Origin of the sequence: Streptomyces sp. KL2 (assembly GCF_046529545.1) — a bacterium.
In the GTDB taxonomy this organism is placed as follows: domain Bacteria; phylum Actinomycetota; class Actinomycetes; order Streptomycetales; family Streptomycetaceae; genus Streptomyces; species Streptomyces radiopugnans.
Genome location: NZ_CP127170.1, coordinates 935,453 through 961,488 on the forward strand (window position 1 = coordinate 935,453; position 26,036 = coordinate 961,488).

A 26,036-nucleotide genomic window follows, 5' to 3' on the forward strand; every position below is an offset into this window, starting at 1 on the left:
GAAGAGCGTGGAAGAACCGGCCATGAGCATGCAGGAAGCGGCCGAGGAAGCCGACAAGATCGTCAGCAGCACCATGCGGGCCGCCAAGCCGCCCGTCGCATGGGCCCACAGCGTCTCGTCCGAAAGCTCTTGCGGCGCCTCCGGCGAGGGCACCAGGACAGGATCGGTCACCCGGCGTGCAGCCGTCCTGACCGTCATCTCCGACGAGCGGAGAGGGAACTTCCTCGGTGTCCTGGAACGCCACTGGAAGAACAGCGGATACGAGATCACCAGCGTACGGAACCACCCTGACAACCCGGCGATATTCGCGGCGACTCCAGATGATTTCCGCATGTCTCTGGAAGTCGGCTACAAGGGACAGGTCTTCCTCGATGTCACGACTCCCTGCGTGGCGGAATCCGAGGTGGCACCGCCCAACCCGGAGCCCGGCGAGCCCGAGTACACAGGAAAGAAACCACCGCTTCCCGACAGGCACTCCGATTTCTGGTCCGCACGGACCCCCATGACGTCCGGCGGGTCGGAATCGACCGCGGACTGACCGGACGGGCCATGTCCTTGGCACAGGCAAGCCATTCCGAGCCGGGCTGCGGGGGCGCGCCCTGCTCGGAACCGGGGCTTCGCCGGGGCGGTACGGGAGAGCGTCGCGCCGCTGGAGCGGGGACGGTGGGCAGACGGCACGGAGGGGCGCCCCGGAACGCCCCGGTGGCCGCCGAGCGCGGATTGCGGGTCCCGGGCCTCGTACCGGTCGGCCGTTCCGCAGGCGTCTCGAAGAGGTGTCTCGAAAGCCACCGGCGCTCCCGCCGATTCCACGCCGGAAGCCTTGACGAGTGCGTACGGCGGGCCTACGTTCGCCCGGAATTACGAATGGCGTTCGATATATCGAACCTGGAGTCGCCCATGCCCCCCACACACACCCCACACCCGCGTCCCGGCGCCCGTACCCGGGCATTACCGCTTCTGGTCGCGGCGCTCCTCGCCCTTCTGGTCCCGCTCCTGCCGGGGTCCCCCGCGCCCCGCGCCGGGGCCGCCCCGCAGAACACGGCATCGGCCGCGGCGGCCCCGGCGGCGGCCGGGACCTTCACCAACCCGGTGGTCACCGCGAACGGCGCGGACCCGACGATCGTCCGCTACGCCGGGTACTACTACCACCTGGGCACCACCTGGGCCTCCCACTGGGAGATGCGCCGCTCCCCCACACTCGGCGGGCTGCGCGACGCGGCCCCCACCACCGTCTACCGCGAGACCGTCGCCTCCCGGTGCTGCAACTTCTGGGCGCCCGAACTCCACCGCATCAACGGCCCCAACGGCCTGCGCTGGTACCTGACCTACAGCGCGGGCGTCTCCGGGAACATCGACCACCAGCACGTGCACGTCCTGGAGAGCGCCGGGAACAGCCCCCTGGGCCCCTACACCTACAAGGGCCAGGTCGACCCGTACGGCGACAACCGCTGGATGATCGACAGCACCTATCTGTCCATGCCGGACGGCCGTCTCTACATGCTCTACTCCTTCTGGGAGGGCGGCACGCAGAATCTGTACGCGGTCCGGATGAGCAACCCGTGGACGCCGACCGGCCGCGCGGTGCGCATCGCCTCCCCCACGCACTCCTGGGAGAGGCAGGGCGCGAGCGTCAACGAGGCGCCGGTCGTCCTGCACCACGGGGGCCGGATCTTCCTCACCTACTCCGCCTCCTACTGCAACACCCCGGACTACAAGCTGGGGCTGATGGAACTCACCGGTGGCGACCCGCTGGCCGCGGGCGCGTGGCGGAAGTTCTCCAGTCCCGTCTTCCAGCGCAACGACGCGGCCGGCGTCTACGGGCCGGGGCACAACTTCTTCTTCCCCTCGCCCGACGGCAAGGAGGTCTGGATGGCCTACCACGCCAACTCCAGTCCGAGCGAGGGCTGTAGCGGCACCCGCACCACCCGCGTCCAGAAGGTGAACTGGAAGGCCGACGGCACCCCCGACTTCGGCACCCCCGTCTCCACCTCCACGGTGCTCCAGGAGCCCTCCGGCACCCCGTGACCCGGCATCGCGCCTGCCGGCGCCCCCGCCCGTCCGGCCCGGTGCCGGGTCAGCCGGTCCAGGCAGGGCGGCGGGGGTCGTCGGCGCGGACGACCACGTCGGCGGCCTCCCCCGGCCGCACCTCCTCCTCGTAGCGGGCGAAGGCCGGCAGCTTCCAGTGGTCCTCGGCCGGGGTCCGGCGGGCCAGGGCGGCGGGGGTGAGCAGCAGATGGACCGCCAGGTCGAAGGGGAAGCCGCGGCCGAGCAGCAGCGGGCCGTCCATCACCAGCACGCCGCCGGGCGGCAGTTGGACGTACGGGCTGCGGGTGGCGCGGTCGGCGGCCGGGTCCCACAGGTCGGGCAGCACCCGGCCGGTGCCGCCGGGGCCCAGCGGGCCGAACACCTCGCGCCACAGGGCGCCGTCGTCCAGCCACAGGTCGTAGTACGCGTCCGGGTCCCGGTGGCCGTACTCCAGGCGCAGGGAGGCGGGCCGCAGGAAGCCGGCCGCGCTCACCCGGTGCACCGGGCGGCCGCGCAGCCGCAGCGCCTCGGCCAGGTCGTCCGCCCACTCCCGCGGCCGGGCGGCCGGGGCGCCGTCCACGGCGGCCCGCAGCCAGGGCGAGCCGTCGGCGGCCTCGGCGCCCGCGAGGCGGTCGGCGAGCGAGGCGGTCGCCCGCTCCCGGGTGACAGGCGTGAACGCGCCGCGGGCCGGGGGTGTCACAGCCGCACCATGACCTGCTCCAGGTCCTTGCGGCGGATGTCGGGGACCTGCGCGTCGTCGGCCGGGTAGCCGACCGGGATGACGTACGCGGCGCGCTCCTCGGGCGGGCGGTCGCAGATCTCGTTGAGGAAGCGCATCGGGCTGGGGGTGTGGGTGAGGGTGGCCAGGCCCGCCTGGTGGAGGCCGGCCAGCAGCAGGCCGACGGCGATGCCGACCGACTCCTTGGTGTAGTACGGGCGCGGAGAGCCGGGCCCCTTGTGTACCTCGAAGACCACGATCACCGCGGGGGCGGTCTCCAGGAACGGCTTGCGCCAGTCGGTGCCCAGCGGCGCCAGGGCGTCAAGCCATTCGGCGGACGCGCGGCGGCCGTAGAACTCGCGCTCCTCCGCCTCGGCCGCCGCGCGCAGCCGCGCCTTGCGCTCGGGGTCGGTGAGGACGACGAAGCGCCACGGCTGGACGTTCGCCCCGCTGGGCGCGGTGGCGGCGGTGCGGACCGCCCATTCCAGGACGCCCTCGGGCAGGGGGCGTCCGGAGAAGTCGCGCACGGTACGGCGGCGGGCCATCACGTCGTGGAAGGCGCGGGCACGGCTCTGGGCCTCCTCGGCGGGGACGCGCAGCGGCCGGTGCGGGACGGTGGGGCAGGCGGCGGACGGCTCGTCGGCGAGCCCATCGGTACGGTCCATGTGCCGCAGCACAGCACACCCGCGGGCGGCGGTAAACACCGCGGTGCGTCCGTCCGCGTGCCCGTTCACGCCTACGTTCGCGCGTCCGGCGGTACGCCGGCGGAAAACCGTTTGCGGCCCCGGCCCGCCCCTCCTAACGTCTTACCCGGCCCTGTAGTCGTCGATCGGAGAAGGCCGTTGCTCGCCTGAGGTCCTGAGGCACCGGACCGCGGGACGCGTGTGCGTCCGCGCGGCATCCGCTTGTGCGACGACCTCGGGCTGTGAGCCGCCCTCCGGACCGACCGGGCCGTACCGGCCGGCCGGACCGTTCCCGTCCCCGTCCAGGGGTTCCGGCTCCGCGTCTCCCACGTGCTCCCCCACCGTCGTACGGGTCCCTTCCCGGTGTCTCCCGCATGTCGCTCCCCTTCCACTCCGAGAGCAGCAGGAGGCCCGTATGGCGCTTTCCCCTTCCCACTCCCCCGCACCGTCCAGTCCGTCCGTCGTCTGCACCGGGGTGCACTTCGCCTGGCCGGACGGCACCCCCGTGCTGGAGGACTTCCAGTTCTCCGCGGGCCCCGGCCGCACCGGGCTGGTCGGCCTCAACGGCGCCGGCAAATCCACGCTGCTGAAGCTGATCGCGGGCGAGCTGACCCCGGTCAGGGGCTCGGTGCGCACCACGGGCGAGGTGGGCCACCTCCCCCAGACCGTCCACCTGGACACCGCGATGCGCGTGGACCGGGCCCTGGGCATCGCCGGGACCCGCGCCGCGCTGCACGCCATCGAGGCCGGGGACGCGAGCGAGGAGAACTTCGCGGCCGTCGGCGACGACTGGGACGTGGAGGAGCGCGCCCGCGCGGTCCTCGACCAGCTCGGCCTGGGGCACATCGGCCTGGACCGCACCATCGGCGAGGTGTCGGGCGGTGAGGCGGTGCTGCTGCGGCTGGCCGCGCTGCTGCTGGCCCGGCCGCGGATCCTGCTGCTGGACGAGCCGACGAACAACCTCGACATCACCGCGCGCGGACGGCTGTACGAGGCCGTCCGCTCCTGGAGCGGGGTGCTGCTGGTGGTCAGCCACGACCGCGAACTGCTGCGGCACATGGACCGGATCGCCGATCTGCGCGGCGGCGGGGTCCAGTGGTACGGCGGGAACGTCGACGCCTACGAGGAGGCCCTGGCAACCGAGCAGGAGGCGGCCGAGCGGGCGGTCCGCGCGGCGAGGGCGGACGTGAGGCGGCAGAAGCGCGATCTGGTCGACGCGCACGACAAGCTCGCCGGGCGCATGCGCCAGGGCCGCAAGGCCGCCGCCACCGCGGGCCTGCCGAAGATCGTGGCGGGAGCGCGCAAGCGTGCGGCCCAGGTCTCGGCGGGCAAGCACCGCATCCTGCACGAGGAGCGGCTGGAGGAGGCGCGGGGGCGGCTGGACGAGGCCGCCGAGGCGTTGCGGGACGACGACGAGATCCGCGTCGACCTGCCGTACACCGCCGTGCCGCGCGGCCGCACCGTCCTGACCCTGCGCGGTCTGGAGCTGCGCTGCGGGGCCCGTGCGGAGCTGGAGTTGCGCGGGCCGGAGCGCGTGGCGCTGGTCGGGCGCAACGGTGCGGGCAAGACCACGCTTCTGCGCACGATCGCCGGGGAGCTGGAGCCGGCGGCGGGCGAGGCGGTGGCGCACGTTCCGGTGCGGTATCTGCCGCAGCGTCTGGACGTGCTGGACGACGCGCTGTCGGTCGCGGCGAACGTGGCGCGCTTCGCGCCGGGGGCGACCGACAACCGGGTCCGGGCGCGGCTGGCCCGCTTCCTGTTCCGGGGCGCGCGGGCGGACCGCCCGGCCGGGACGCTCTCGGGTGGCGAGCGCTTCCGGGCGGCGCTGGCGGCGCTGATGCTGGCCGAGCCCGCACCGCAGCTGCTGATGCTGGACGAGCCGACGAACAACCTCGACATGGCCAGCGTGCGGCAGCTCACCGGCGCCCTGGCGGGCTACGAGGGCGCGCTGGTCGTGGCGAGTCACGATGTGGCGTTCCTGCGGGAGATCGGGATCACCCGGTGGCTGCTGCTGGACGGGCGGCTGTCCGAGACCGATCCGCTGTAGCCGCCCGGGGCGGAGGACCGGAAGGCGGGGGCAGGAACCGGGGGCGGGGCGCGCCTCCGGTTCAGCTCCCGGCCGTCCCCGGGCGCGCGCCGCCGGTGAGCATGCGGCGGGTCGGCTCCGCGAGCCCGTTCTCCGGTTCCGCCCGGGACGCCCCGGGCAGGGCGGTGCCGCGGACGGCTCGTTCGACGCCGTCGTCACCGGCTTCGCCGTCCACCACGTTCGCGCCGACCGGTACGAGCACGCCTTCGCCGAGACGTTCCGCGTGCTGCGGCCGGGGGCCGCCTGCTGGTGGCGGACTTCCGCGGGCCCTCCGGGCGGCACCGGGAGACGATCGCCGCGGCCGGCTTCACCGGCCTGGCCCGGGGACGGGAACTCCCCTTCGCCCACTGGATCACGGCCGCCCGCCCCCGAGGCGCCGGGAGAGGTTTCACAACCACGGTGAGACAGCAATACTGTCCGACATGGATCCGGCTGCCTCACTGACCGTCGACGAGCTGGCCGCGCGCGCCGGCGTCACCGTCCGCACGATCCGCTTCTACTCCACCCGGGGGCTGCTTCCGCCGCCGGAGATCGGGCCGCGGCGCGTGGGGCGGTACGGGCCCGGCCATCTGTCGCGGCTCGCGCTGATCGAGGAGTTGCAGCACCAGGGGATGACGCTGGCGGCCATCGAGCGCTACCTGCGGCAGCTGCCCCCGGATCTCAGCCCCGAGGATCTCGCCCTGCACCGGGCCCTGGTGGCCTCCTGGGCGCCGGACGCCGAGGCGGAGGCCACCAGGGAGAAGCTGGAGCGGCGGGCCGGGCGGCGTCTGACCGAGGACGACCTCGACCGGCTCGCGGCGATGAACGTCCTGGCCCGGACCGACGACCCGGACGTCTTCCGCATAGACCCGGTGATCCTGCACCTGGGGGTGCGGCTGCTGGAGGTGCCGGTCTCGCTGAAGACGCTGCTGGCGGCGCGCGAGGTCGTCCTGGAGCACAGCCGCGAGGCGGCCCGCGAGCTGAGCAGGATGTTCAAGGAGGAGGTCTGGGAGCCCTACCGGCGGCGCGAGTCCGACCCCGAGCAGGTGGAGACGATGCGGACGCTGTCGGCCCATATGCAGCCCATGATCGTGCAGGCGCTGGTGACCGCCTTCCAGCGCTCCATGCGCGAGGAGCTGAAGGCGTCCTTCCCCGACGAGGGATGACCCGCGCGCACCGGGCGGGGGCGCCTGCGCGGCCCCCGCCCGGCAGGGCCTACGCGGCGGGCGCGGCGGGCGTGTCGGTGAAGGTCTCGCCCCTCTCCGCCTTCTCCACCAGCAGCGCGGGCGGTGCGAACCGGTCGCCGTACAGCGCCTGGAGCTCGCGGGCCCGCGCCGTGAAGCCGGGCAGGCCGCCCTCGTAGCCGTTGATGTACTGGAGCACGCCGCCGGTCCAGCCGGGGAAGCCGATGCCCAGGATGGAGCCGATGTTGGCGTCCGCGACCGAGGTCAGCACGCCCTCCTGAAGGCAGCGCACGCTGTCGAGCGCCTCGGAGAAGAGCATCCGCTCCTTCATGTCCGTGAAGGGGACGGCCGCGTCGGGACGGGTGAAGTGCTCGCGCAGCCCCGGCCACAGACCCGCGCGCCGGCCGTCCGCGTCGTACTCGTAGAAGCCGGCGCCGCCGCTGCGGCCGGTGCGGCCGAACTCGTCGACCATCCGGTCGATGACCGCGTCGGCCGGGTGCGGCTCCCAGGTGCCGCCCGCGGCCTCCACCGCGCGCCGCGCCTCGTTCCGGATCTTCCGCGGCAGGGTCAGGGTCAGCTCGTCCATCAGGGAGAGCACCTTGGCGGGGTAGCCGGCCTGGGCGGCGGCCTGTTCCACGGAGGCCGGGTCCACGCCCTCGGCGACCAGCGCCACGCCCTCGTTGATGAACCGGCCGATCACGCGCGAGGTGAAGAAGCCGCGCGAGTCGCCCACCACGATCGGGGTCTTGCCGATCTGCCGCACCAGGTCGAAGGCGCGGGCGGTGGCCTCGTCACCGGTCCGCTCACCGCGGATGATCTCCACCAGCGGCATCTTGTCGACGGGCGAGAAGAAGTGCAGTCCGATGAAGTCCTGCTGCCGCTTCACGCCCTCGGCCAGCGAGGTGATCGGGATGGTGGAGGTGTTGGAGCACAGCAGCGCGTCGGGGGCGACGACGTCCTGGATCTCGGCGAACACCTTGTGCTTGAGGGCGGTGTCCTCGAAGACGGCCTCGATCACCGCGTCGCATCCGGCGAGGTCGGCCGCCTCCGCGGTGGGAGTGATGCGGGCCAGCAGCGCCTCGCGCTTCTCGGGGGTGGTGCGGCCCCTGGCCAGCGCCTTGTCCAGCAGGCCGGCGGAGTACGCCTTGCCCTTCTCGGCGGCCTCGGCGCTCACGTCCTTGAGCACGACCTCGATCCCGGCCTTCGCGCAGGCGTAGGCGATGCCCGCGCCCATCATCCCGGCGCCGAGCACGGCCACCTTGCGCACCTTGCGGGGCTCGACGCCCCGGGGGCGGCTGCGGCCGGAGTTGACGGCCTGGAGGTCGAAGAAGAACGCCTGGATCATGTTCTTGGCGGTCTGCCCGGTCGCCAGCTCGGTGAAGTAGCGCGACTCGATCGCCTGGGCGGTCTCGAAGTCGACCTGGGCGCCCTCGACGGCCGCGGCCAGGATGTTGCGCTGGGCCGGGTAGGGGGCGCCGCCGAGCTGCTTGGCGAGGTTGGCGGGGAAGGCCGGGAGGTTGGCGGCGAACTTCGGGTTGGCGGGGGTGCCGCCGGGGATCCTGTACCCCTTGACGTCCCAGGGCTGGACGGAGGAGGGGTTGGCGTCGATGAACGCCCGCGCCCGCGCGAGCATCTCCTCGGGGGTGCCGGCGACCTCGTGGACCAGGCCCTTCTCCATGGCCTGGCGGGGGCGGTACTGCCTGCCCTGGAGCAGTACGTTCAGCAGGGCGTCGGTGATGCCCAGCAGCCGCACGGTGCGCACCACTCCCCCGCCGCCGGGCAGCAGGCCGAGGGTGGCCTCGGGCAGGCCGATCTTCGAGCCCGGGGCGTCGAGTGCGACGCGGTGGTGGCAGGCCAGCGCGATCTCCAGGCCGCCGCCGAGGGCCGCGCCGTTGATCGCGGCGACGACGGGCACGCCGAGGGTCTCGACGCGGCGCAGGTTCCGCTTCATGGCCATGCCGCGCTCGTAGAGTTCGCCGGCCTGCTCGGGCCGTACCGCCAGCAGGTCGTTGAGGTCGCCGCCGGCGAAGAAGGTCTTCTTGGCGGAGGTGACGATGACGCCGCGGACGCTCTCGCGCTCGGCCTCCAGGCGGTCGGCGACGGCCGCGAGCGAGGCGGCGAACGCGGCGTTCATGGTGTTGGCGGACTGACCGGGGTCGTCCAGGGTGAGGGTGACGACACCGGTGTCGTCCTGCTCCCAGCGGATGGTGGAGGGGGCTGCGGGGGCTGCCATGGTGGGTTTCGGTCTCCGTTGAGGTCTGGCTGCGTCGGAAGGTTCTGGGTGGGTGGGGCGGGGCAGGTGCCGTCGGGCGCGGTGGGGGTCAGAGCCGCTCGACGACGGTGGCGATGCCCATGCCGCCGCCGACGCAGAGGGTGGCCAGGCCGTAGCGCAGGTCGCGGCGCTCCAGCTCGTCCACGAGGGTGCCCAGGATCATCGCGCCGGTGGCGCCCAGCGGGTGGCCCATGGCGATGGCTCCGCCGTTGACGTTGACCTTCTCCATGGGCAGGCCCATGTCCCGCACGAAGCGCAGGACGACGGCCGCGAACGCCTCGTTGATCTCCACCAGATCCAGGTCGTCGACGGTCAGCCCCGCCTTGGCCAGCGCCTTGCGGGAGGCCGGGGCCGGGCCGGTGAGCATGATCGTCGGCTCGGAGCCGGAGACGGCGGCCGAGACGATCCGGGCGCGGGGGGCGAGGCCGTGGCGCTCGCCGACCTCGCGGCTGCCGATGGCCACCAGCGCGGAGCCGTCCACGATGCCGGAGGAGTTGCCCGCGTGGTGGACGTGGTCGATCCGCTCCACCCAGTGGTACTTCTGCAGCGCCACCGCGTCGAAGCCGCCCGCCTCGCCGATGGTGGCGAAGGACGGCTTGAGGGAGGCGAGGGAGTCGGCCGTGGTGCCCGGGCGCATGTGCTCGTCGCGGTCGAGGACGACCAGGCCGTTGCGGTCGGTGACGGGGACGACCGAGCGGTCGAAGCGGCCCTCCTTCCAGGCGGTGGCCGCGCGCTCCTGCGACATCGCGGCGTACTCGTCCACGTCACGGCGGGAGAAGCCCTCGATGGTGGCGATGAGGTCGGCGCCGATGCCCTGCGGGACGAAGGCGGTCTCGAAGCTGGTCATCGGGTCCATGGCCCAGGCGCCGCCGTCGGAGCCCATCGGCACCCGCGACATCGACTCCACACCGCCGGCCAGGACCAGGTCCTCCCAGCCGGAGCGGACCTTGGCGGCGGCCAGGTTGACGGCCTCCAGGCCCGAGGCGCAGAAGCGGTTCTCCTGGACGCCGGCGACGGTGTCGGGCAGCCCGGCGGCGATGGCGGCGGTGCGGGCGATGTCGGCGCCCTGGTCGCCGACGGGGGTGACGACGCCGAGCACGATGTCGTCGATGGCGGCCGGGTCCAGGCCGGGGAAGCGGCGGCGCAGCTCGTGGATCAGGCCGACGACCAGGTCGATCGGCTTGGTGCCGTGCAGGGCGCCATTGGCCTTGCCGCGCCCGCGCGGGGTGCGGATGGCGTCGTAGATGTACGCGTCGTTGCTCGCGTGGGTCGTCACGGTCGAAGATGCCTTCCGGAAGGGGTGGGTCAGGAGAGCAGGGAACGGCCGATGATCTCCTTCATGATCTCGGTCGTGCCGCCGTAGATGGTCTGGATGCGCCCGTCGGTGAACGCCCTGGCGACGGGGTACTCGCTCATGTAGCCGTAGCCGCCGTGGAGCTGGAGGCAGCGGTCGGCGGTGCGTTTTTGCAGTTCGGTCGCCCACCACTTGGCCATCGAGGCGTGGACGGCGTCCAGCTCGCCGCTGACGTGGTCCTCGATGCAGCGGTCGACGAAGGCGCGGGTGACGGCGCACTCGGTGGCCATCTCCGCCACCTCGAAGCGTACGTGCTGGAGCCGGGCGAGCGGCCGGCCGAACGCCTCGCGCCCGGTGACGTACTCGCGCGTGATCTCCAGCAGGTGCTCGGCGCCGGCGATGCCGGCCACCGCGATGGCCAGCCGCTCCTGGGCGAGCTGCGTCATCAGGTGGACGAACGCGCCGTCCCGCTCGCCCAGCAGGTTCTCCTTGGGCACGCGCACGTCGTGGAAGAACAGCTCGGCGGTGTCCTGGGACTTCTGGCCGATCTTGTCGAGGTTGCGGCCGCGTTCGAAGCCGGCCGTGCCGCGCTCGACGACCAGCAGGCTCAGCCCCTTGGCGCCGCCCTCGGGGGTCGTCCTGGCGACGACGATCACCAGGTCGGCCAGGATGCCGTTGGAGATGAAGGTCTTGGAGCCGTTGAGCAGCCAGTGGTCGCCGCGGTCCTCGGCCGATGTGCGGATGCCCTGGAGGTCGGAGCCCGCGCCGGGCTCGGTCATGGCGATGGCGGTGATCGTCTCGCCGGAGCAGAAGCCGGGCAGCCAGCGCTTCTTCTGCTCCTCGGTGGCCAGGGAGGTCAGATACGGGCCGATGACGTCGTTGTGCAGGCCGATCGCCAGGCCGGGCGTGCCCGCCCTGGTGAACTCCTCGGCCAGCACGGCGCCGTAGCGGAAGTCGTCCTGCCCGCCGCCGCCGTACTCCTCGGGGACGGCCACCCCCAGCAGGCCCTGGCGTCCGGCGGCGCGCCACACCTCGCGGTCGACGGCGCCCTCGCGCTCCCAGCGCTCGTAGTGCGGCAGCACCTCCCGCTCCAGGAAGGCCCGGACCGTCCGCCGGAAGGCCTCGTGGTCCTCGGTGAAGATCTTCCGCTTCATCGTGAGCCTTCCTGTCGCGGGCCGGGCATGAGTGCGGGCAGGTCCCATTCGCGGGCCACCTCGGCGGCGTCCGCGCCGGGCGTGGCGGGCGGGCGGCGCAGCGCGCCGGGGGTGGCGGAGAAGCGGGGGGCGGGGGCGGGCTGGACGGCTCCCGCGTACTCGGTGTAGGTGCCGCGGGCGGCCAGGTGGGGGTGGGCGGGGGCCTCCCGCAGGGAGAGCACGGGGGCCACGCAGGCGTCGGTGCCCTCGAAGACCTCCGTCCACTCCGCCCGGGTGCGGGTGCGGAAGCGGGCGGCGACGGCCCCGCGCAGCCCGTCCCAGCGGGCGGGGTCGTCGCGGTCGGCCGCGGTCCGCTCGTCCAGGCCGACCAGCCGGGCGAACTCGTCGTAGAACGGCCGCTCCAGCGCGCCGACCGCCATCCAGCCGCCGTCCGCGGTCTCGTAGACGCCGTAGAAGGGGCAGCCGCCGTCCAGCAGGTTGGCGCCCCGGCGGTCCTGCCAGGCTCCGGCGGCCAGCATGCCGTGGATCATTGCCGTGAGGTGGCTGGTGCCGTCCACGATGGCGGCGTCCACGACCTGGCCGCCGCCGCCCTCGGCGCGGGCGTGGTGGAGGGCGGCGAGGACGCCGACGACGAGGTAGAGGGAGCCGCCGGCGTAGTCGCCGAGCAGGTTGGCGGGGATCGCGGGCGGTCCGCCGGCCGGGCCGATCATGCCCAGCGCGCCGGTGACGGCGGTGTAGCCGATGTCGTGTCCGGCGCTGGTGGCCAGGGGGCCGTCCTGGCCCCAGCCGGTCATCCGTCCGTAGACCAGCTTCGGGTTGCGGGCCAGGCACGGTCCGGGGCCGACGCCCAGGCGTTCGGCGACCCCGGGGCGCCAGCCCTCGACCAGCACGTCGGCGCGTTCGGCCAGGTCGAGTACGGCTGCGGGGCCGCCGTCGGCCTTGAGGTCGACCACCACCGAGCGCTTGTTGCGGCCGGTGACGTCGAGGGCGGGGTCGATGCCGAGGGCCTGCCCGCCGGGCCGGTCGACGCGGACGACGTCGGCGCCGAGGTCGGCCAGGAGCATCGCGGCGAACGGGCCGGGCCCGATGCCCGCCAGCTCCACCACCCGCACTCCGGCGAGCGGGCCGGGGCCTGTGCCTGCCGCTGCCATCCGGTCTCCAACCGTCCGGGCCGCCGCGCCGCGACCGTATGACACCAATGATGTAACACCGGCGATGCTAAGAACGCGTTCCACTTTCCACAACCCCTCGCGGGGGCGCACGCGGAACGTTGTGCCCGTGCCCTGCGCCGTACCGGACCCGGCCGTACCGGAAAGCCCCGTATGCCGAAGGCCTGTCCTCCGGGGGACAGGCCTTCGGCATACGGGGCGGGGCGGCGCGCGGCCGTCCTCATCTGCGCTGCAGCAGGGAGGTGACGCGCAGGCGGCCGCTGTGGATCCACACGTCCGAGTACTCCACCGGGCGGTCGTCGGCGAGGTAGGTGACCTGCTGGAGGTACTGCACGGGGGCGCCCTCGGCCAGCGACAGGGCCTCCGCGACCTCCCGCGAGGCGGCCTCCGCGCTGAAGGTGCGGCGGGCCGAGGCGATCTTCAGGCCGTAGGCCCCCTCCAGCGCCCCGAAGAGGCTGGAGGCCGTGAAGTCCACCTTCTCGATGCCGGGCGCGAGGTCGGCCCGCACGAAGTTGAACAGCAGGGCGACCGGCCCCTCCTCGGTGCTGCGCACCCGCACCAGGCGCAGCACCTGTGTGCCGGGGGCCGCGTCCAGCAGGGCGGCGACCGGACGGGGCGGGGTGATCAGGGAGCTCTCGCGCACTCTGGTGGAGATGACGACGCCCTGGCTGGCGAAGTCCTCCGACAGGGTGCTGAGCTTCTGGGCGATGGCCGGCTCGATCACCGTGGAGGTGACGAACGTGCCGCGTCCGCGCACCTGCCGCAGCAGCCCCTCCTCGATGAGGGTCGCCAGGGCCCTGCGTACGGTGCCGCGGCTGACGCCGAACTCCTGGGCCAGTTCGGGTTCGCTCTTGAGGCGGTAGTGCGGCGGCCACTCGCCGCCGGCGATGCGCAGCCGGATGTGCTCCGAGATCTGGGCGTGGATCGCGGTGGGAACGTTGCGCTTGATGTCCGGAAGACCTCCCTCGTCGGCCGTCACGGTCACGCGTCTCCTCTCCGGTTGCGAAGTGCTCGGTCACCGTGCCCCGCCCGCCCCGCGCCGGGCGGGCGGGCGGGGCGGGCGGGGAACGGCGGCGGCCGGCCGTCAGTAGCTGGTGGTCGAATCGTCGGCGGCGTCGGTGACGATCGCCACGCCGGCACTGGTGCCGAGCAGCGAGGCCCCGGCGCGCAGGAGTTCCAGGCCCTGACGGTAGCTCTTGATGGACCCGGAGGCCTTCACCCGAACGCCGTCCCGTGCCCGGTCGACAAGGTAGCGAACACTCGTCGGATTCGCGGTCTCGATCTGCCCGCTGCTGGCGTTCTTCAGGTAGGCCGCGCCCGCCTCCATGGCCAGTTCGACGGCGGCCTCCTTCTCCGCGTCGGTGAGCAGCGGCAGTTCCAGCATGACCTTGACGGGCAGGCCCGAGGCCCGTACGACGCCGGCGATGTCCTCCCGGAACTCGTCGTACATACCGCTCTTGAGCCAGCCGATCTGCACGCCGATGTCGAGCTGCGTCGCGCCCAGGCGGGCGATCTCGGCGGCCTCGGCCGCCTTGCCCGCGCTGGTCATGACGCCGACGGTCGGAAAGTCCAGGGCCGAGGCCACCTCGATGCCGGTGCCGCGCAGTTCGGCGGCCACGACGGGGACCCAGGAGGCGGGGACCATCGCGGCGTTGAAGCCGTGGGCGACCGCTTCCCGGGCGTGGGCGACCATGTCGTCGCGGGTGGCGTCCGGGTCGATTCTGGTGTGCTGGATGTAGGGCGCCATCTCGGCCGGGCTGAGCGTCGGTTCGGCGGTGGCCGTGGTGGTGGTGTCGGACATTCGGGGTCTCCTGTGGTGGAAGCCGTGTTGGAGGCTGTGGGTCGGCGCGGCGGGCGGGCCGCCGCGAGGGTCAGAGCTTGGACGCGTAGTGGTCCGGGACGACGACGCCCTCCCCGCCGAACCACCGGGGGACGTCGACGCCGCAGAACAGGCCGATGTTGCCCCACGGTTCGAAGGCCCCGGTGCGCACGACGACCTTGGCCTGGTGGGCCAGTTCGCCGAGCACCTCGGCGTGCGGGCGCGTGGTGAACTCCGCGTCGGCGAAGCGTTCGCGCAGCCACTGGTCGAGCCGCGGGTTGTTGGACGGGACGTCCTCGGCGCGCACCACGCCCTCGACGACCAGTTCGTCGGCGATCAGGCCGAGCACGGTCCGCAGGTCCGGCAGGTTCTCGGCGATGGCGAGGTCGATGCGGTGCGCACCGCGGGGGACGGGGAAGCCGGCGTCCACGACCATCAGCAGGTCGGTGTGGCCGAGCGTGGCCAGGGCTCCGCTCAGTTCGGCGTTGAGGATGCCGGAGCGCTTCATGACGGGGTCCTTTCCGGAAGGTACGGGGGCATGGGTGGGAGGTGCGGCAGGAGTGGGGAGCCGGGGCGGGTGTCAGGCGGCCGGCACCGCTCCGGTGGCCAGGGCCATGACCGATTCCTCGGTCGCCTCCGCGGCCTCGACGGTGCCGACCAGGCGGCCTTCGCTCATCACCGCGATCCGGTCGGTCAGGGTGAGCAGTTCGGGCAGGTCGGAGGAGGAGCACAGGATCGCCAGGCCCCTCTCCGCCAGCTCGAAGAGCTGCTCGTAGATCTCGGCCTTGGCCCCGACGTCCACGCCGCGCGTGGGCTCGTCGAGGATCAGCACTCCCGGGTCGATCGCCAGCCAGCGGCCGAGCACGGCCTTCTGCTGGTTGCCGCCGGAGAGGCTGGTGATGGGCTGGCTCATGGTGGCGGTCTTGACCCGCAGCCTCCTCGCCTGCTCGGCGGCCCGCCGGTCCAGGGCCCGGCGGCGTACGAGCCCGAGGCGGCTGAGCGGCTTCGTCATCAGCGCGCCGACGTTCTCGCCGACGCTCATGGTGGTCAGCAGGCCCTGAGCGCGGCGCTCACCGGGGACGAACGCCAGGCGGCGCTCGACGCTGGCGATGGGGTCGCGCCGCTCGTAGGGCCTGCCCAGCAGCTCCACCGTGCCGCCGGTCCCCCTCTCGCCGCCGAAGATGTTGTGCAGCATCTCCACCCGGCCGGAGTCGGGCAGTCCGGCCACGCCCAGGATCTCGCCGGGGCGCAGGTCGAAGGAGACGTCGGTGTGCCGCCGCCCGCTCAGTTCCCGCACCCGCAGGGCGGGTTCCCCGGCGGGCCGGGCGGGGCGCTCCGCGCGGCGGGTGAGCTGCCCCAGTTCGCGGCCGACCATGGCGGCGACCGCCTGGTCGGGGGTGGTCTCATCGCTGCGCCAGGAGGCGACGTGGGTGCCGTCCCGTAGCACCTCGATGCGGTCGGCCAGCCGGAAGACCTCGGGCATGCGGTGCGAGACGTAGAGCATGGTCGTCCCGTCCGCCTTGAGCCTGGCCATCAGTGCGAACAGCCGCTCGGCCTCGGCCGGGGTGAGCATCGCCGTCGGCTCGTCCAGGATCAGCACGCGGCAGCCCCGGGCGACGGAGCGGGCCACCACGACGAGCTGCTGGGTGGCCAGGTCCAGCGACCGCACGGGGGCGGCCGGGTCCAGCCGGAGGTCCAGCGCTTCGAGGAGTTCGGCGGTGCGCTCCAGCATCCGGCGCCGGGAGGGGAACCAGCGGCTCCCCGGCTCGACGCCGCTGAGGACGTTCTCGGCGACGCTGCGGTCGGGCAGCAGCGACAGCTCCTGGGGGACGATCGCGACGCCGTGCCGGCCGAGCATGGTGCTCGGGTCGAAGGAGGTGACCTCCTCGCCGAACACGGTGACGCCGCCGTCGCTGGGCGGCTGGAGGCCGGCCAGGATCTTGAGCAGGGTCGACTTGCCGGCACCGTTCTCCCCCAGCAGTGCGGTGACCTCACCCGCGGGGACATCGAAGGAGACGTCGTCGAGGGCGCGCACCGGGCCGAAGCTGCGGGACAGACCGCGGACGCTGACGGCCGGGGCGGTCTCGCGGGAGGCGGTGGCCGGGGCGGTCTCGCGGGAGGTGGCGGTCATCAGTCCTCCACGGCCGCTTCGTCGAGGTTGTCCCGGGTGATGAACTGAGCCCCGGTGTCCATGCCCTCGATCTCGGTGCCCTCGGTGAGGAAGTCGTGCAGCACCTTCACGGCCTGGTAGCCCTGCTCGGTGGGGTTCTGGCTGATCGTGAAGTCCAGCACCCCCTCGTCGATGTACTCGGCCGTCCGGGTGAGGAGATCGAAGCCGCCCATGGCGATGTCACCGGCATCGCCGGACTGCGCCACCCACTTGGCGGCGGCGGTCGTCGAGCAGCAGTCCAGTCCCGCGACCGCCACGACACCGGACTGGCCGGACATGGTGGACTCGACGGTGTTGTAGGCGGCGCTGGGCTCGTTGCCGACGTTCACCGGCCCGACGATCTCCAGGCCGCTGCCGTCCAGCCCCTCCTTGAAGCCGCCGAACCGGTCGTGCGACCAGCCGGCCCCGGTGTCCACGGAGAAGACGACGACCTTGCCCTCGTTCGTCCCGTCCAGTTCCTCGAGCAGCCGCTCGGCCTGGGCCTTGCCCGAGCCCTTGAGGTCCTGGCCGACGAAGCCCATCTGCTTGGAGTCGGGGTTGTCGGTGTTGAAGGAGATGATCGGGATGCCCGCGTCGTAGGCCTGGGCGATGACCGGCTTCAGGGCGTCGCTGGAGGCGGAGGAGACGGCGAGGCCGTCCACGGCCTTCTGCTGGATCAGCGTCTGTATCTCGGACACCTGCTGGGCGGCGTCGCCGCCGGTGGGCCCGATGAGGGCGACGTCGGCCCCCAGCTCCTCGCCCGCCTTCTCCATGCCCGCGCCGATCGGCGTGGCGAAGGCCAGGGAGGGGTCGTGGTAGCTGAGCTTGATCCGCATCGGCTCGCCGTCGTCGATGCGCTGCTGGATGTGGGAGGCGAGTTCGAAGGAGCCGTCCTCCGAGCCGCCGGAGTCGGCGGGGGTGACGGCGCCGCACGCGCTGAGGGTGAGGGTGGCGGCGGCGGCCGTGGCGGCGGCGATGCCTCTGAGGAGAGTGCGAGCAGACATGGGCGTTCCTTGGTGGTGTTCGGGGATGTCTGGGGTGTCCGGGGGCGCGGGCGTGCCCCGGGGGCGCGGTGGCCGGGCCGTCAGGCCCGGGTCTTGCGCCTGCGCTGCCAGGTGTCGGCCGCGACGGCGGCGACGATCACGAGGCCGGTGACGACGGTCTGCCAGAAGGAGGAGATACCGTTGATGTTGAGGATGTTCTGGAGCAGGCCGATGAAGGCGACGCCGATGACGGTGCCCCACATGGTTCCGGAGCCGCCGAACAGGGCCGCGCCGCCGATGATGACGGCGGAGATCACCGTCAGCTCCAGCCCCTGGCCGGTGACGCCCTGCACGTAGGAGAGGAAGGACAGGCCGAGCACACCGGCGAGGCCGGCGGCGAAGCCGGAGAGGACGAACGCGGTCAGCTTGACCCGCTTGACGTTGACGCCGACCAGCCGGGCGGCCTCCTGGTTGCCGCCGACGGCGTAGGTGTTGAAGCCGAAGCGCGAGCGGGACAGCAGCACCACTCCGACGGCCGCGACGGCGACGAAGAAGACGAACTGCATCGGTATCAGGCCGAACAGCCGCCCCTGACCGAGGAGGCTGAACTCCGCGACCCCGGGCTGGGAGGAGCTGAGGGAGATCGGGGCGCCGTCGGAGATCAGCAGGGCGACCCCGCGGAAGACGCTGAGCGTGCCGAGGGTGACGATGAACGACGGCACGCCGAGCACCACGACGGCCAGCCCGTTGAGCAGCCCGGCCAGCGCTCCCACGGCGAGTCCGGCGCCCATCGCCAGGGGCCAGCTCCAGCCGTCCGAGATCAGCATTCCGGTCGAGATCGCCGACAGCGCGTAGGTGGACCCCACCGACAGGTCGATCTCGCCGTTGAGGATCACGAACGTGGCGCCGACGGCCATGATGCCGATCTGCGCGATCTGCTGGCCGACCGAGAGCAGGTTGTCGGACTGGGCGAAGCTCGGCGAGAGGGCGGTGCCCAGCAGGAAGAGCAGCACGAGAGCGGCGAAGACACCGGACTCACGGGCGTGGAGCAGTCTGCGCAGCGGGAGGGAGAACTCCCGTGCCGGTGCGGTGGTCGAGGTCATGGGACGTTTCCAATCCAGGCGTTCAGCTGGTCTCTGGTGGGCAGGGCGGGGATGACGCCGGCGATCGTGACGGTGTGGGCGCCCGCCGCGGCGGCGAACTCCGCCGCCTGCCGCATGTCCCGCCCCTCCGCGAGGGCGACCGCGAGCGCGGCGGTGAAGGAGTCGCCCGCGCCCGTGGTGTCGACGACGGCGCCGGCCGGGTAAGGCGGCACCCTCGTCACGCCGGAGTCCTGGGCGATCAGCGCGCCCTCGCCGCCCCGGGTGAGGACGGCCGCGCCTTCGGTGCGCTCGCACAGGGTCCGGACGAGGTCCTCGTCCCCGAGCCCGTGCTCGTCGCCGAGGCCGAGGAGTACGGGGGCCTCGGTCTGGTTCGGTGTGATCACGTCGATGAGCGGCCAGGCGTCCTCGGGCAGCGGCCGGGCGGGCGCCGGATTGAGCAGGGTCGTGGTGCCGGTCTCGCGGCCCGCGCGCAGCGCGGCCACGACGGCCTCCTCGGGGATCTCCATCGAGACGACGAGGACGTCGGCCGAGGCGATCTCGGCGCGGAACGGCTCGACGGCCGCCGCGTCCAGTTCGTCCAGGGCTCCCGGGGCGATGGCGATGCGGTTCTCGCCGGACGGCTCGACCAGGATGAAGCCGACCATCGTGGGGGCGCGGGCCGTCAGCACGTGCCCGGCCTCGACACCCTCGCGCCGCCACAGCTCGCGCGCGGCGCGGCCGAAGTCGTCGTCGCCCACGGCGGTCAGCAGGGAGACCTCGGCGCCCAGCCGGGCGGCGCCCACGGCCTGGTTGCTTCCCTTGCCGCCGGGGCCGGGATCGAACACGCCTCCCGACACGGTTTCGCCCGCCGCGGGCGCCTTCGGTACCCGCATGGTGAGGCCGGCCCCATAGCTTCCGACAACTGCGATCTTCATCGACGCACCACGCTTTGTATGTGAACAACCATGAACAAGCGCGAGCGTAGGTACAGGGATGTCCCTAGTCAATAGGTTGCCGAGAAGTGAACGTCCGTTACGTTTCCGTGTCATTCGCCCGGGCCCGGCCCCGGCCCCTGCGCCCAGGGCCGGGCGGGCACCCCGCCCCGTCCACCCGTCGGGCTGCTCCGGCGCGGCGCCCTCAGCCTCAGCGGGTTCGGTCGGCCCGCGTCCTGCGGCAGCGGACCACACCCACACCCGGGGCCGGTCCGACGGGAACGGCCGCGGACGCCTCCCACGACCTGTCGCCCAGCGAGGTCATGACGGCTCCGGCCGCGGTCCCCGCCGCCCCGACCCCAGCCCGCCTCAACCATCGCTCCATGAAAGGCGGTTGCCCCAGCACTCCCCGGCCGCCTGCGTCCGAAGCCCGCTCCTGCGGACTCGCCGTCGCCCGGTCGCCGAAGGCCGTTCCGGCGACCGGGCGTCCAGGCAGCCGGGACCACCGCGGTTTCCCCGGGGAGCCCTCGACAAGCGGTAGGGCTGGGGCACCGTCTCGGTTCGGGGTGGTGCTCGCCCCGGAGGCGTGGAGGGACTTCCTCGCCCACGCGGCCCGGAGCTGACCGCTCACGCAGTCGAACGCCTCACACCGGAACGCCCCCGGTGCGAGACGTTCCGCTCGGGACGGCGGCGGGCCGTCAGCCGGCTGCCCGCGCGTCGAGTCGGGCCACCAGGCGTTTGGGCGCGATGGTGCGGTAGCTCTCCTCCACCCAGTCGCACAGCAGCTCCGCGTCCGGCGCGTCCGGCTCGCCCAGCGGGATGGTCACCCAGCCCGCCCGGCCGAGCCCGTAGCCGGTGGGGACGGCGCCGGGGGCGGACATCGCGTGGGCGTGGGCCTCGGGGTCGGTGAGTTTGACGGTGACAGTGGGCGGGGAGTCGCCCTGCCCCGCCACGAGGTGCCCGAGGAAGAGGAAGACGAAGATCTTCCGGTTGACCTTGACCACGGACTCGCCCCAGGGGAAGTCCTCGTACGCGCCGGGCAGTTCGAGGGCGAACCCGCGCACCCGCTCCCGTACCGCCTGCGCGTCGCCGCGCCCCTTCGCACGCTCGTCCATGCCCCCACCGTAAGGTCGGGCACCGGCAGACGTTTCCATCCGCTTCCCCCTCTCACCCTCAGGAGGTCAGGAGTGCCCCGCAACGACCGCGAGTACGACGTGGTGCTGTTCGGCGCGACCGGTTTCACCGGCGGACTGACGGCCGAGTACCTGGCCGCCCACGCCCCCGACGGCTGCCGCTGGGCGCTGGCCGGGCGCAACCGCGACAAGCTGCTGCGGCTGCGCGGGCGGCTGGCCGGGACCAATCCGGCCTGCGCCGAACTGCCGCTGCTGCACGCCGATGTCACCGATCCCGGCTCGCTGCGCGCGGTGGCCCGGAGCGCCGCGGTGGTGGCCACCACCGTCGGCCCGTACGTCGAGTACGGGGAGCCGCTGGTGGCCGCGTGCGCCGAGGCCGGGACGGACTACGCCGACCTCACCGGCGAGCCGGAGTTCGTCGACATGATGTACCTGCGCCACCACGACCGGGCCCGCCGCACCGGTGCGCGGCTGGTGCACGCCTGCGGTTTCGACTCGGTGCCGCACGACCTGGGCGTGCTGTACACCGTCGAGCGCCTTCCCGAGGGGGTGCCGCTGCGGATCGACGGCTATGTGCGGGCCTCCGCGGCCTTCTCCGGAGGTACGTTCGCCTCCGCGCTGACGGCGTTCTCCCGGGGCCGGCAGATGCGGGCCGCGGCACGGGAGCGGCGGCGGGTGGAGTCCCGTCCGGCCGGGCGCCGCGTCAGCGCGCCGCTGGACCGGCCGCGCCGCAGCGGGAAGGCGGGGGTGTGGGCGGTGCCGCTGCCGACGGTCGATCCGCAGATCGTGGCCCGGTCGGCGGCCGCTCTGGAGCGCTACGGCCCCGACTTCCGCTACCGCCACTACGCCGCCGTCCGCACGCTGCCCATGGCCGTGGGCGGCATGGCCGGGGCGGGGGCGCTCTGCGCCGCCGCTCAGCTCCCGGCCGTGCGCCGCGCGCTGTCGGCCCGGCTGGCGCCGGGGGACGGACCGAGCCCGCGCAAGCGCGCGGAGAGCTGGTTCAAGGTCCGCTTCTTCGGCGAGGGCGGCGGTCGTCGGGTGGTGACGGAGGTGTCCGGCGGCGATCCGGGCTACGACGAGACCGCGAAGATGCTGGCCGAGTCGGCGCTCTGTCTGGCGCTGGACGACCTGCCCGCGACCTCGGGTCAGGTCACCACGGCCGTGGCGATGGGGGACGCGCTGATCGACCGGCTGGTGCGGGCCGGGATGGGCTTCCGGGTGGTCTCCTCCACGGAGCGCCGCTGAGCGTCGCGGATGGGCCGGGGCCGGGGAGCCGGGCGGTGGGCGGGCGGTCAGCCCGTCACCCAGGAGGCTATGACGTAGAGCATGGCTATCACCCAGCCCACGGCGAGCGTGCCCGCCAAGGCGAACGCCAGGGCGGGGCCGCGCCCGAGGTCCGAGGCCAGGGAAGGGGCCATTTCAGGGGTTCCGTGCATGTTCTCCATGATCCGCTCCATGCCCTCAGGGTGCCGTGCCTGCACGACTTCCAAACATCCGTACGCGTACTCATCCGCGTCGGAGATCAAGCTAGTTGCGGGTACTGACAACCCGATCTCCGTGCGGGCGCACGGGACTGCGGGCACAATGCGCGCATGGATCAACGGTCTTGGGCCCGGCTGTGGGCCGCACTCGGCGGCGATCCCGATCTGTCCGAGCGTGTCCGCCTCGTCCCCCGCACCTCCCCCGACGGGGCCGGCGGCGTGCTGCCCGCCCGGCTGCCGGTGCGGGAGCTGGCGCGTTCCACCGTGGCGGTGTGCGCGCTGGCGGCGGCCGAGTTCGAGGCGCGCTGCGTCACGGGGGGCGCGGGGACGGCCGTGCCCGGGGTCGGGGTGGACGACGGGGCGGTGGCCACCGCGTTCGTCAGCGAGCGCCGTCTGCGGATCGACGGGCGCGCGCCGGCCACCTTCGCACCGCTGTCGCGTTTCTGGCGCACCGACGGCGGTTGGCTGCGCACCCACGCCAACTACCCGCACCACCGGGCCCGGTTGCTGTCCGCGCTCGGCGTGCCGGACGACGGCGACGACGAGGCACTGGCCGCCGCCGTCGCCGCCGTACTGGCGGAGCGCCGCGCCGAGGACGTCGAGGAGGCGGTGTACGCGGCGGGCGGTCTGGCCGTCGCCGTCCGCACCCCCGGGCAGTGGTCGGCGCATCCGCAGGGCTCGGCCGTGGCCCGGCTCCCGCTGGTGGGGATGGAGCGGCTGGACGACGCGCCGGCGCTGTCGCTGCCCTCCCCCGGCTCCGGCCCGCGCGTGCTGGACCTCACGCGCGTCATCGCCGGTCCCGTGGCCACGCGCACCCTCGCCCTGCTGGGCGCCGACGTGCTGCGGATCGACTCGCCGCACCTGCCCGAGAGCGCGGACGCGCACGCCGACACCGGGTTCGGCAAGCGGTCGGCGCTGCTGGACCTGGCGTCCCGCTCCGGCCGCGCCTCCTTCGAGGAACTGCTGGGGAAGGCCCATGTGGTGGTCACCGGCTACCGTCCCGGCGCGCTGGACCGCTTCGGGCTGTCGGCCGGGGAGCTGGCCGGGCGGCGGCCGGGTGTGGTGGTGGCGGAGCTGAGTGCCTGGGGCGGTCCCGGTGTCGGGCCGTGGGGCGGCAGGCGGGGCTTCGACAGCCTGGTGCAGGCGGCGAGCGGCATCGCCGTGACCGAGGGCGGGGCGGACGGCGGGCCGGGTGTGCTGCCCGCCCAGGCCCTGGACCACGGCACGGGTTATCTGCTGGCCGCCGCCGTGCTGCGTTCGCTCACCGACCAGCGGAGCGGCGGGGGTTCGCGACTCGTACGGTCGGCTCTTGCGCGGACGGCGCACTGGCTGCAGCACGAGCTGGAGGATCCGCAGGCTCGGGAGGAGCCGGACGAGGCCGGGGAGCCGTACGACCCGGCCGACTGGCTGGACGAGACCGGCAGCCCGCTGGGCCGGCTGCGGCACGCCGTATCCCCCGTGGCCTACGACGGCGGACCGGGTGGCTGGGCCCGGCCGCCGGGGCGGCCGGGTGCGGACGCGCCCGTGTGGGAGTGAGGAGGCCGCGGGTCAGTCGTCCCGGTCGTCACGCCGCCTGTCGTGGCCGTGGCCGTGGCCGTACGTGTGACCGTGGCCGCCCTCCAGGCGCTTGCGCTCCCGGCGCTCCTCGCGCCTGCGCTTGCGCTCGACCCCGACTCCGCCCCAGAAGGCGAAGCCGCTGACCACCACGCGCGGCGCGCCCGGCTCGCCCCGGCCCGCGGCACTGTGGTCGAAGCCGCCCATGACGCCGATGCCGCGTACGTCGACCTCGGCCTCGTCCGGGACGATCACGTTGATGCCGCCCATGATCGCGAAGCAGCGGATCTCCACCTCGCGGTCCTCGAAGTACGCCTCGCGCAGGTCGATCTCGCCGCCGCCCCAGAAGGCGAAGCCGGTGAAGCGGCGGGGAGCGGTCCACGGCCCCTTGCGCACGAAGCCGCCCATGATCGCCACTCCGCCGCGGGAGGTGGCGCTGCCGCCGAAGCGGTCGGCCCAGCCGCGGCCGGCCCGGGCGGGCTCGGCCGGCGTGGCCGGCGCGGTGGTCTGGGGCAGGTCCCTGACCAGGGGCGCCAGCTCGCCCTGGGTGCGTGCGGCGTAGGCGGAGTCCAGCCGTTCCTGGAACTCCTCCATGTCCAGGCGCCCCTCGGCCACCGCTTCGCGCAGTACCTCGGCCACGCGTTCCCGGTCGGCGTCGGAGGCCCTCATCTCGGGCAGGTCGTCGGTCATGGCGGCAGGCTACCGGCCGGGCCCGCCCGCGGGTCGGTCCGCGGGCGGGGCGGTCAGGCCAGGTCGATGCCGGGGTAGAGCGGGTGCCCGGCCAGCAGGTCGGCGGCGCGTCCGGCGACGGCCTCGGCGACCTTGGGCTCCAGCAGGTACCGGGCCCTGGACGGGGCGCCGGCCGCAGTGGTGCCCGGCTCGGCGGCGGTCAGGACGGTGTGGATCAGGTCGGCGACCTCGTCCATCTCGGCCGTGCCCAGGCCGCGCGTGGTCAGGGCCGGGGTGCCGATGCGGATGCCGGAGGTGTACCAGGCGCCGTTGGGGTCGCGCGGCACCGCGTTGCGGTTGGTGACGATGCCGGCGTCCAGCAGCGCGTCCTCGGCCTGGCGGCCGGTGAGGCCGTAGCCGGTGACGTCCACCAGGGCCAGGTGGTTGTCGGTGCCGCCGGTGACGAGGCGCGCGCCGCGGCGCATCAGGCCCTCGGCGAGGGCCGCGGCGTTGTCCACCACCTGCTGTGCGTAGGTGCGGAAGGACGGCTGCCGGGCCTCGGCCAGCGCCACGGCCTTGGCGGCCATGACGTGGGGCAGCGGGCCGCCGAGCACCATGGGGCAGCCGCGGTCCACGTGCTCGGCCAGCGCCTCGTCGCACAGCACCATGCCGCCGCGCGGGCCGCGCAGGGACTTGTGGGTGGTGGTGGTGACGATGTTGGCGTGCGGCACCGGGTCGAAGTCGCCGGTGAACACCTTGCCCGCGACCAGCCCGGCGAAGTGGGCCATGTCGACCATCAGGGTGGCGCCGACCTCGTCGGCGATCTCCCGCATGATCCGGAAGTTCACCTTCCGCGGGTAGGCGGAGTAGCCGGCGATCAGGATGAGGGGGCGGAACTCGCGGGCGGCGTCGCGCACCGCGCCGTAGTCCAGCAGGCCGGTGGCCGGGTCGGTGCCGTAGCTGCGCTGGGTGAACATCTTGCCGGAGATGTTGGGCCGGAAGCCGTGGGTGAGATGGCCGCCGGCGTCCAGGGACATGCCCAGCATCCGCTGGTCGCCCAGCGCGCGCCGCAGCTGTGCCCAGTCCTCCTCCGACAGGTCGTTGACGTGCCTGGCCCCGGCCCGCTCCAGGGCCGGGCTCTCCACGCGCTGGGCCAGGACGGACCAGAAGGCGACGAGGTTGGCGTCGATGCCCGAGTGCGGCTGGACGTAGGCGTGGTCGGCGCCGAACAGCTCGCGGGCGTGCTCGGCGGCCAGCGCCTCGACGGTGTCGACGTTGCGGCACCCGGCGTAGAAGCGGCGGCCCACGGTGCCTTCGGCGTACTTGTCGCTGAGCCAGTTGCCCATGGCCAGCAGCACTGCCGGGGAGGCGTAGTTCTCGCTGGCGATCAGCTTGAGGGAGGCGCGCTGGTCGGTGACCTCGGCGCCGATTGCGTCGGCGACGCGCGGCTCGACGGCGCGGATCACGTCCAGGGCGCTGTTGAACGCGGCCGATGCCGCCGATGCGGTGGCGGCGCTGCCGGTGTGCGGGGTGGGTGCGGTGGCCATGGGCCCCTCCTTGACGTCCTCGACGACGGTGCGGGCGGCCCAGGCGCGCGGCTCTCGGCGCGGCGGGCTCGTCACCCGGTGCGCGGGCCGCTCCCCGATGGTCGATCCCATCCCTACGCGCCA

Annotated in this window: 24 protein-coding genes; 7 read left to right on the plus strand and 17 right to left on the minus strand. The window is 73.6% G+C overall.

Going from position 1 to position 26,036, the window contains the following annotated elements; all coding sequences use genetic code 11:
• The first annotated feature begins 22 nt into the window (after positions 1-22).
• Together QPK52_RS04290 and QPK52_RS04295 are read left to right on the plus strand one after the other, a co-directional pair.
• The gene (locus QPK52_RS04290; protein WP_410535663.1) at positions 23-538 is read left to right on the plus strand and encodes a hypothetical protein; all 516 of its coding nucleotides are present in this window, start codon (positions 23-25) and stop codon (positions 536-538) included.
• Between the two features lie 359 nt (positions 539-897).
• On the plus strand, positions 898-2,025 hold the full coding sequence (locus QPK52_RS04295) for a family 43 glycosylhydrolase (RefSeq protein ID WP_410535664.1): 1,128 nt from the start codon (positions 898-900) through the stop codon (positions 2,023-2,025).
• Between the two features lie 49 nt (positions 2,026-2,074).
• On the opposite strand, the gene QPK52_RS04300 is transcribed toward QPK52_RS04295, so the two are convergent.
• Entirely contained in the window at positions 2,075-2,725 is a 651-nt protein-coding gene (locus QPK52_RS04300; protein WP_410535665.1) for a uridine kinase, read from the minus strand.
• Positions 2,722-3,408, minus strand: coding sequence for a nitroreductase family protein (locus QPK52_RS04305; protein WP_410535666.1), 687 nt, complete (start codon positions 3,406-3,408; stop codon positions 2,722-2,724). The genes QPK52_RS04300 and QPK52_RS04305 overlap by 4 nt, the downstream gene beginning before the upstream one ends.
• 433 nt (positions 3,409-3,841) lie before the next feature.
• Between QPK52_RS04305 and QPK52_RS04310 the strand changes: the two genes are divergently transcribed.
• From QPK52_RS04310 to QPK52_RS04320, 3 genes are read left to right on the plus strand one after another with little or no spacing between them, the layout of a single operon-like run.
• Entirely contained in the window at positions 3,842-5,473 is a 1,632-nt protein-coding gene (locus QPK52_RS04310) for an ABC-F family ATP-binding cassette domain-containing protein (RefSeq protein WP_410535667.1), read from the plus strand.
• The gene (locus QPK52_RS04315) at positions 5,394-5,915 is read left to right on the plus strand and encodes a class I SAM-dependent methyltransferase (RefSeq protein WP_410535668.1); all 522 of its coding nucleotides are present in this window, start codon (positions 5,394-5,396) and stop codon (positions 5,913-5,915) included. The genes QPK52_RS04310 and QPK52_RS04315 overlap by 80 nt, the downstream gene beginning before the upstream one ends.
• A gap of 19 nt (positions 5,916-5,934) precedes the next feature.
• On the plus strand, positions 5,935-6,657 hold the full coding sequence (locus QPK52_RS04320; protein WP_093656115.1) for a MerR family transcriptional regulator: 723 nt from the start codon (positions 5,935-5,937) through the stop codon (positions 6,655-6,657).
• A gap of 49 nt (positions 6,658-6,706) precedes the next feature.
• Here the strand turns inward: QPK52_RS04320 and QPK52_RS04325 are convergent, their stop codons facing one another.
• From QPK52_RS04325 to QPK52_RS04380, 12 genes are all read right to left on the minus strand, one after another.
• A complete protein-coding gene (locus QPK52_RS04325) occupies positions 6,707-8,908 on the minus strand; it encodes a 3-hydroxyacyl-CoA dehydrogenase NAD-binding domain-containing protein (RefSeq protein ID WP_410535669.1) in 2,202 nt (733 codons plus the stop codon).
• 88 nt (positions 8,909-8,996) lie between these two features.
• The gene (locus QPK52_RS04330; protein ID WP_410535670.1) at positions 8,997-10,223 is read right to left on the minus strand and encodes an acetyl-CoA C-acetyltransferase; all 1,227 of its coding nucleotides are present in this window, start codon (positions 10,221-10,223) and stop codon (positions 8,997-8,999) included.
• Between the two features lie 29 nt (positions 10,224-10,252).
• Positions 10,253-11,395 carry an acyl-CoA dehydrogenase family protein gene (locus QPK52_RS04335; RefSeq protein WP_410535671.1) on the minus strand — a complete coding sequence of 381 codons (1,143 nt, stop codon included), beginning with the start codon at positions 11,393-11,395 and terminating at the stop codon, positions 10,253-10,255.
• Positions 11,392-12,546: a CaiB/BaiF CoA transferase family protein gene (locus QPK52_RS04340; protein WP_410535672.1), complete on the minus strand. Its 1,155-nt coding sequence runs from the start codon at positions 12,544-12,546 to the stop codon at positions 11,392-11,394. The genes QPK52_RS04335 and QPK52_RS04340 overlap by 4 nt, the downstream gene beginning before the upstream one ends.
• Before the next feature lie 238 nt (positions 12,547-12,784).
• Positions 12,785-13,543, minus strand: coding sequence for a GntR family transcriptional regulator (locus QPK52_RS04345; RefSeq protein ID WP_410540194.1), 759 nt, complete (start codon positions 13,541-13,543; stop codon positions 12,785-12,787).
• A 105-nt stretch (positions 13,544-13,648) separates the two neighbouring features.
• A complete protein-coding gene (gene deoC / locus QPK52_RS04350; RefSeq protein WP_410535673.1) occupies positions 13,649-14,365 on the minus strand; it encodes a deoxyribose-phosphate aldolase in 717 nt (238 codons plus the stop codon).
• 70 nt (positions 14,366-14,435) lie between these two features.
• Positions 14,436-14,891 (minus strand): D-ribose pyranase, encoded by a 456-nt coding sequence (gene rbsD, locus QPK52_RS04355; RefSeq protein ID WP_410535674.1) that lies wholly within the window; start codon positions 14,889-14,891, stop codon positions 14,436-14,438.
• A 72-nt stretch (positions 14,892-14,963) separates the two neighbouring features.
• Positions 14,964-16,514 (minus strand): sugar ABC transporter ATP-binding protein, encoded by a 1,551-nt coding sequence (locus tag QPK52_RS04360; protein ID WP_410535675.1) that lies wholly within the window; start codon positions 16,512-16,514, stop codon positions 14,964-14,966.
• Positions 16,514-17,536: a sugar ABC transporter substrate-binding protein gene (locus QPK52_RS04365; RefSeq protein WP_410535676.1), complete on the minus strand. Its 1,023-nt coding sequence runs from the start codon at positions 17,534-17,536 to the stop codon at positions 16,514-16,516. The genes QPK52_RS04360 and QPK52_RS04365 overlap by 1 nt, the downstream gene beginning before the upstream one ends.
• Before the next feature lie 80 nt (positions 17,537-17,616).
• Entirely contained in the window at positions 17,617-18,618 is a 1,002-nt protein-coding gene (locus QPK52_RS04370; protein ID WP_410535677.1) for an ABC transporter permease, read from the minus strand.
• Positions 18,615-19,532: a ribokinase gene (locus QPK52_RS04375; RefSeq protein WP_410535678.1), complete on the minus strand. Its 918-nt coding sequence runs from the start codon at positions 19,530-19,532 to the stop codon at positions 18,615-18,617. Before QPK52_RS04375 ends, QPK52_RS04370 begins: the two co-directional genes overlap by 4 nt.
• 695 nt (positions 19,533-20,227) lie before the next feature.
• Positions 20,228-20,644, minus strand: a complete 417-nt coding sequence (locus QPK52_RS04380) for an MmcQ/YjbR family DNA-binding protein (RefSeq protein ID WP_410535679.1) — start codon at positions 20,642-20,644, stop codon at positions 20,228-20,230.
• Positions 20,645-20,716: 72 nt separating this feature from the next.
• Between QPK52_RS04380 and QPK52_RS04385 the strand changes: the two genes are divergently transcribed.
• Positions 20,717-21,907 (plus strand): saccharopine dehydrogenase family protein, encoded by a 1,191-nt coding sequence (locus QPK52_RS04385; RefSeq protein WP_410535680.1) that lies wholly within the window; start codon positions 20,717-20,719, stop codon positions 21,905-21,907.
• A 47-nt stretch (positions 21,908-21,954) separates the two neighbouring features.
• Here the strand turns inward: QPK52_RS04385 and mmpA are convergent, their stop codons facing one another.
• Entirely contained in the window at positions 21,955-22,119 is a 165-nt protein-coding gene (gene mmpA, locus QPK52_RS04390; protein ID WP_177213893.1) for a morphogenic membrane protein MmpA, read from the minus strand.
• 135 nt (positions 22,120-22,254) lie between these two features.
• Between mmpA and QPK52_RS04395 the strand changes: the two genes are divergently transcribed.
• A complete protein-coding gene (locus QPK52_RS04395) occupies positions 22,255-23,679 on the plus strand; it encodes a CoA transferase (protein ID WP_410535681.1) in 1,425 nt (474 codons plus the stop codon).
• Positions 23,680-23,691: 12 nt separating this feature from the next.
• Here QPK52_RS04395 and QPK52_RS04400 read toward each other — a convergent pair whose 3' ends face one another.
• A complete protein-coding gene (locus QPK52_RS04400; protein WP_410535682.1) occupies positions 23,692-24,387 on the minus strand; it encodes a DUF1707 domain-containing protein in 696 nt (231 codons plus the stop codon).
• 53 nt (positions 24,388-24,440) lie between these two features.
• Entirely contained in the window at positions 24,441-25,913 is a 1,473-nt protein-coding gene (locus tag QPK52_RS04405) for a glycine hydroxymethyltransferase (RefSeq protein WP_410540196.1), read from the minus strand.
• Positions 25,914-26,036 lie beyond the last annotated feature (123 nt).

Coding starts and splice junctions, on each gene's coding strand:
- QPK52_RS04290 (WP_410535663.1), top strand. CDS start 23: ATGAGCATGCAGGAAGCGGCCGAGGAAGCCGACAAGATCGTCAGCAGC.
- QPK52_RS04295 (WP_410535664.1), top strand. CDS start 898: ATGCCCCCCACACACACCCCACACCCGCGTCCCGGCGCCCGTACCCGG.
- QPK52_RS04305 (WP_410535666.1), bottom strand. CDS start 3,408: ATGGACCGTACCGATGGGCTCGCCGACGAGCCGTCCGCCGCCTGCCCC.
- QPK52_RS04310 (WP_410535667.1), top strand. CDS start 3,842: ATGGCGCTTTCCCCTTCCCACTCCCCCGCACCGTCCAGTCCGTCCGTC.
- QPK52_RS04315 (WP_410535668.1), top strand. CDS start 5,394: ATGTGGCGTTCCTGCGGGAGATCGGGATCACCCGGTGGCTGCTGCTGG.
- QPK52_RS04320 (WP_093656115.1), top strand. CDS start 5,935: ATGGATCCGGCTGCCTCACTGACCGTCGACGAGCTGGCCGCGCGCGCC.
- QPK52_RS04325 (WP_410535669.1), bottom strand. CDS start 8,908: ATGGCAGCCCCCGCAGCCCCCTCCACCATCCGCTGGGAGCAGGACGAC.
- QPK52_RS04335 (WP_410535671.1), bottom strand. CDS start 11,395: ATGAAGCGGAAGATCTTCACCGAGGACCACGAGGCCTTCCGGCGGACG.
- QPK52_RS04340 (WP_410535672.1), bottom strand. CDS start 12,546: ATGGCAGCGGCAGGCACAGGCCCCGGCCCGCTCGCCGGAGTGCGGGTG.
- deoC (WP_410535673.1), bottom strand. CDS start 14,365: ATGTCCGACACCACCACCACGGCCACCGCCGAACCGACGCTCAGCCCG.
- rbsD (WP_410535674.1), bottom strand. CDS start 14,891: ATGAAGCGCTCCGGCATCCTCAACGCCGAACTGAGCGGAGCCCTGGCC.
- QPK52_RS04360 (WP_410535675.1), bottom strand. CDS start 16,514: ATGACCGCCACCTCCCGCGAGACCGCCCCGGCCACCGCCTCCCGCGAG.
- QPK52_RS04365 (WP_410535676.1), bottom strand. CDS start 17,536: ATGTCTGCTCGCACTCTCCTCAGAGGCATCGCCGCCGCCACGGCCGCC.
- QPK52_RS04370 (WP_410535677.1), bottom strand. CDS start 18,618: ATGACCTCGACCACCGCACCGGCACGGGAGTTCTCCCTCCCGCTGCGC.
- QPK52_RS04375 (WP_410535678.1), bottom strand. CDS start 19,532: ATGAAGATCGCAGTTGTCGGAAGCTATGGGGCCGGCCTCACCATGCGG.
- QPK52_RS04380 (WP_410535679.1), bottom strand. CDS start 20,644: ATGGACGAGCGTGCGAAGGGGCGCGGCGACGCGCAGGCGGTACGGGAG.
- mmpA (WP_177213893.1), bottom strand. CDS start 22,119: ATGGAGCGGATCATGGAGAACATGCACGGAACCCCTGAAATGGCCCCT.
- QPK52_RS04395 (WP_410535681.1), top strand. CDS start 22,255: ATGGATCAACGGTCTTGGGCCCGGCTGTGGGCCGCACTCGGCGGCGAT.
- QPK52_RS04400 (WP_410535682.1), bottom strand. CDS start 24,387: ATGACCGACGACCTGCCCGAGATGAGGGCCTCCGACGCCGACCGGGAA.
- QPK52_RS04405 (WP_410540196.1), bottom strand. CDS start 25,913: ATGGCCACCGCACCCACCCCGCACACCGGCAGCGCCGCCACCGCATCG.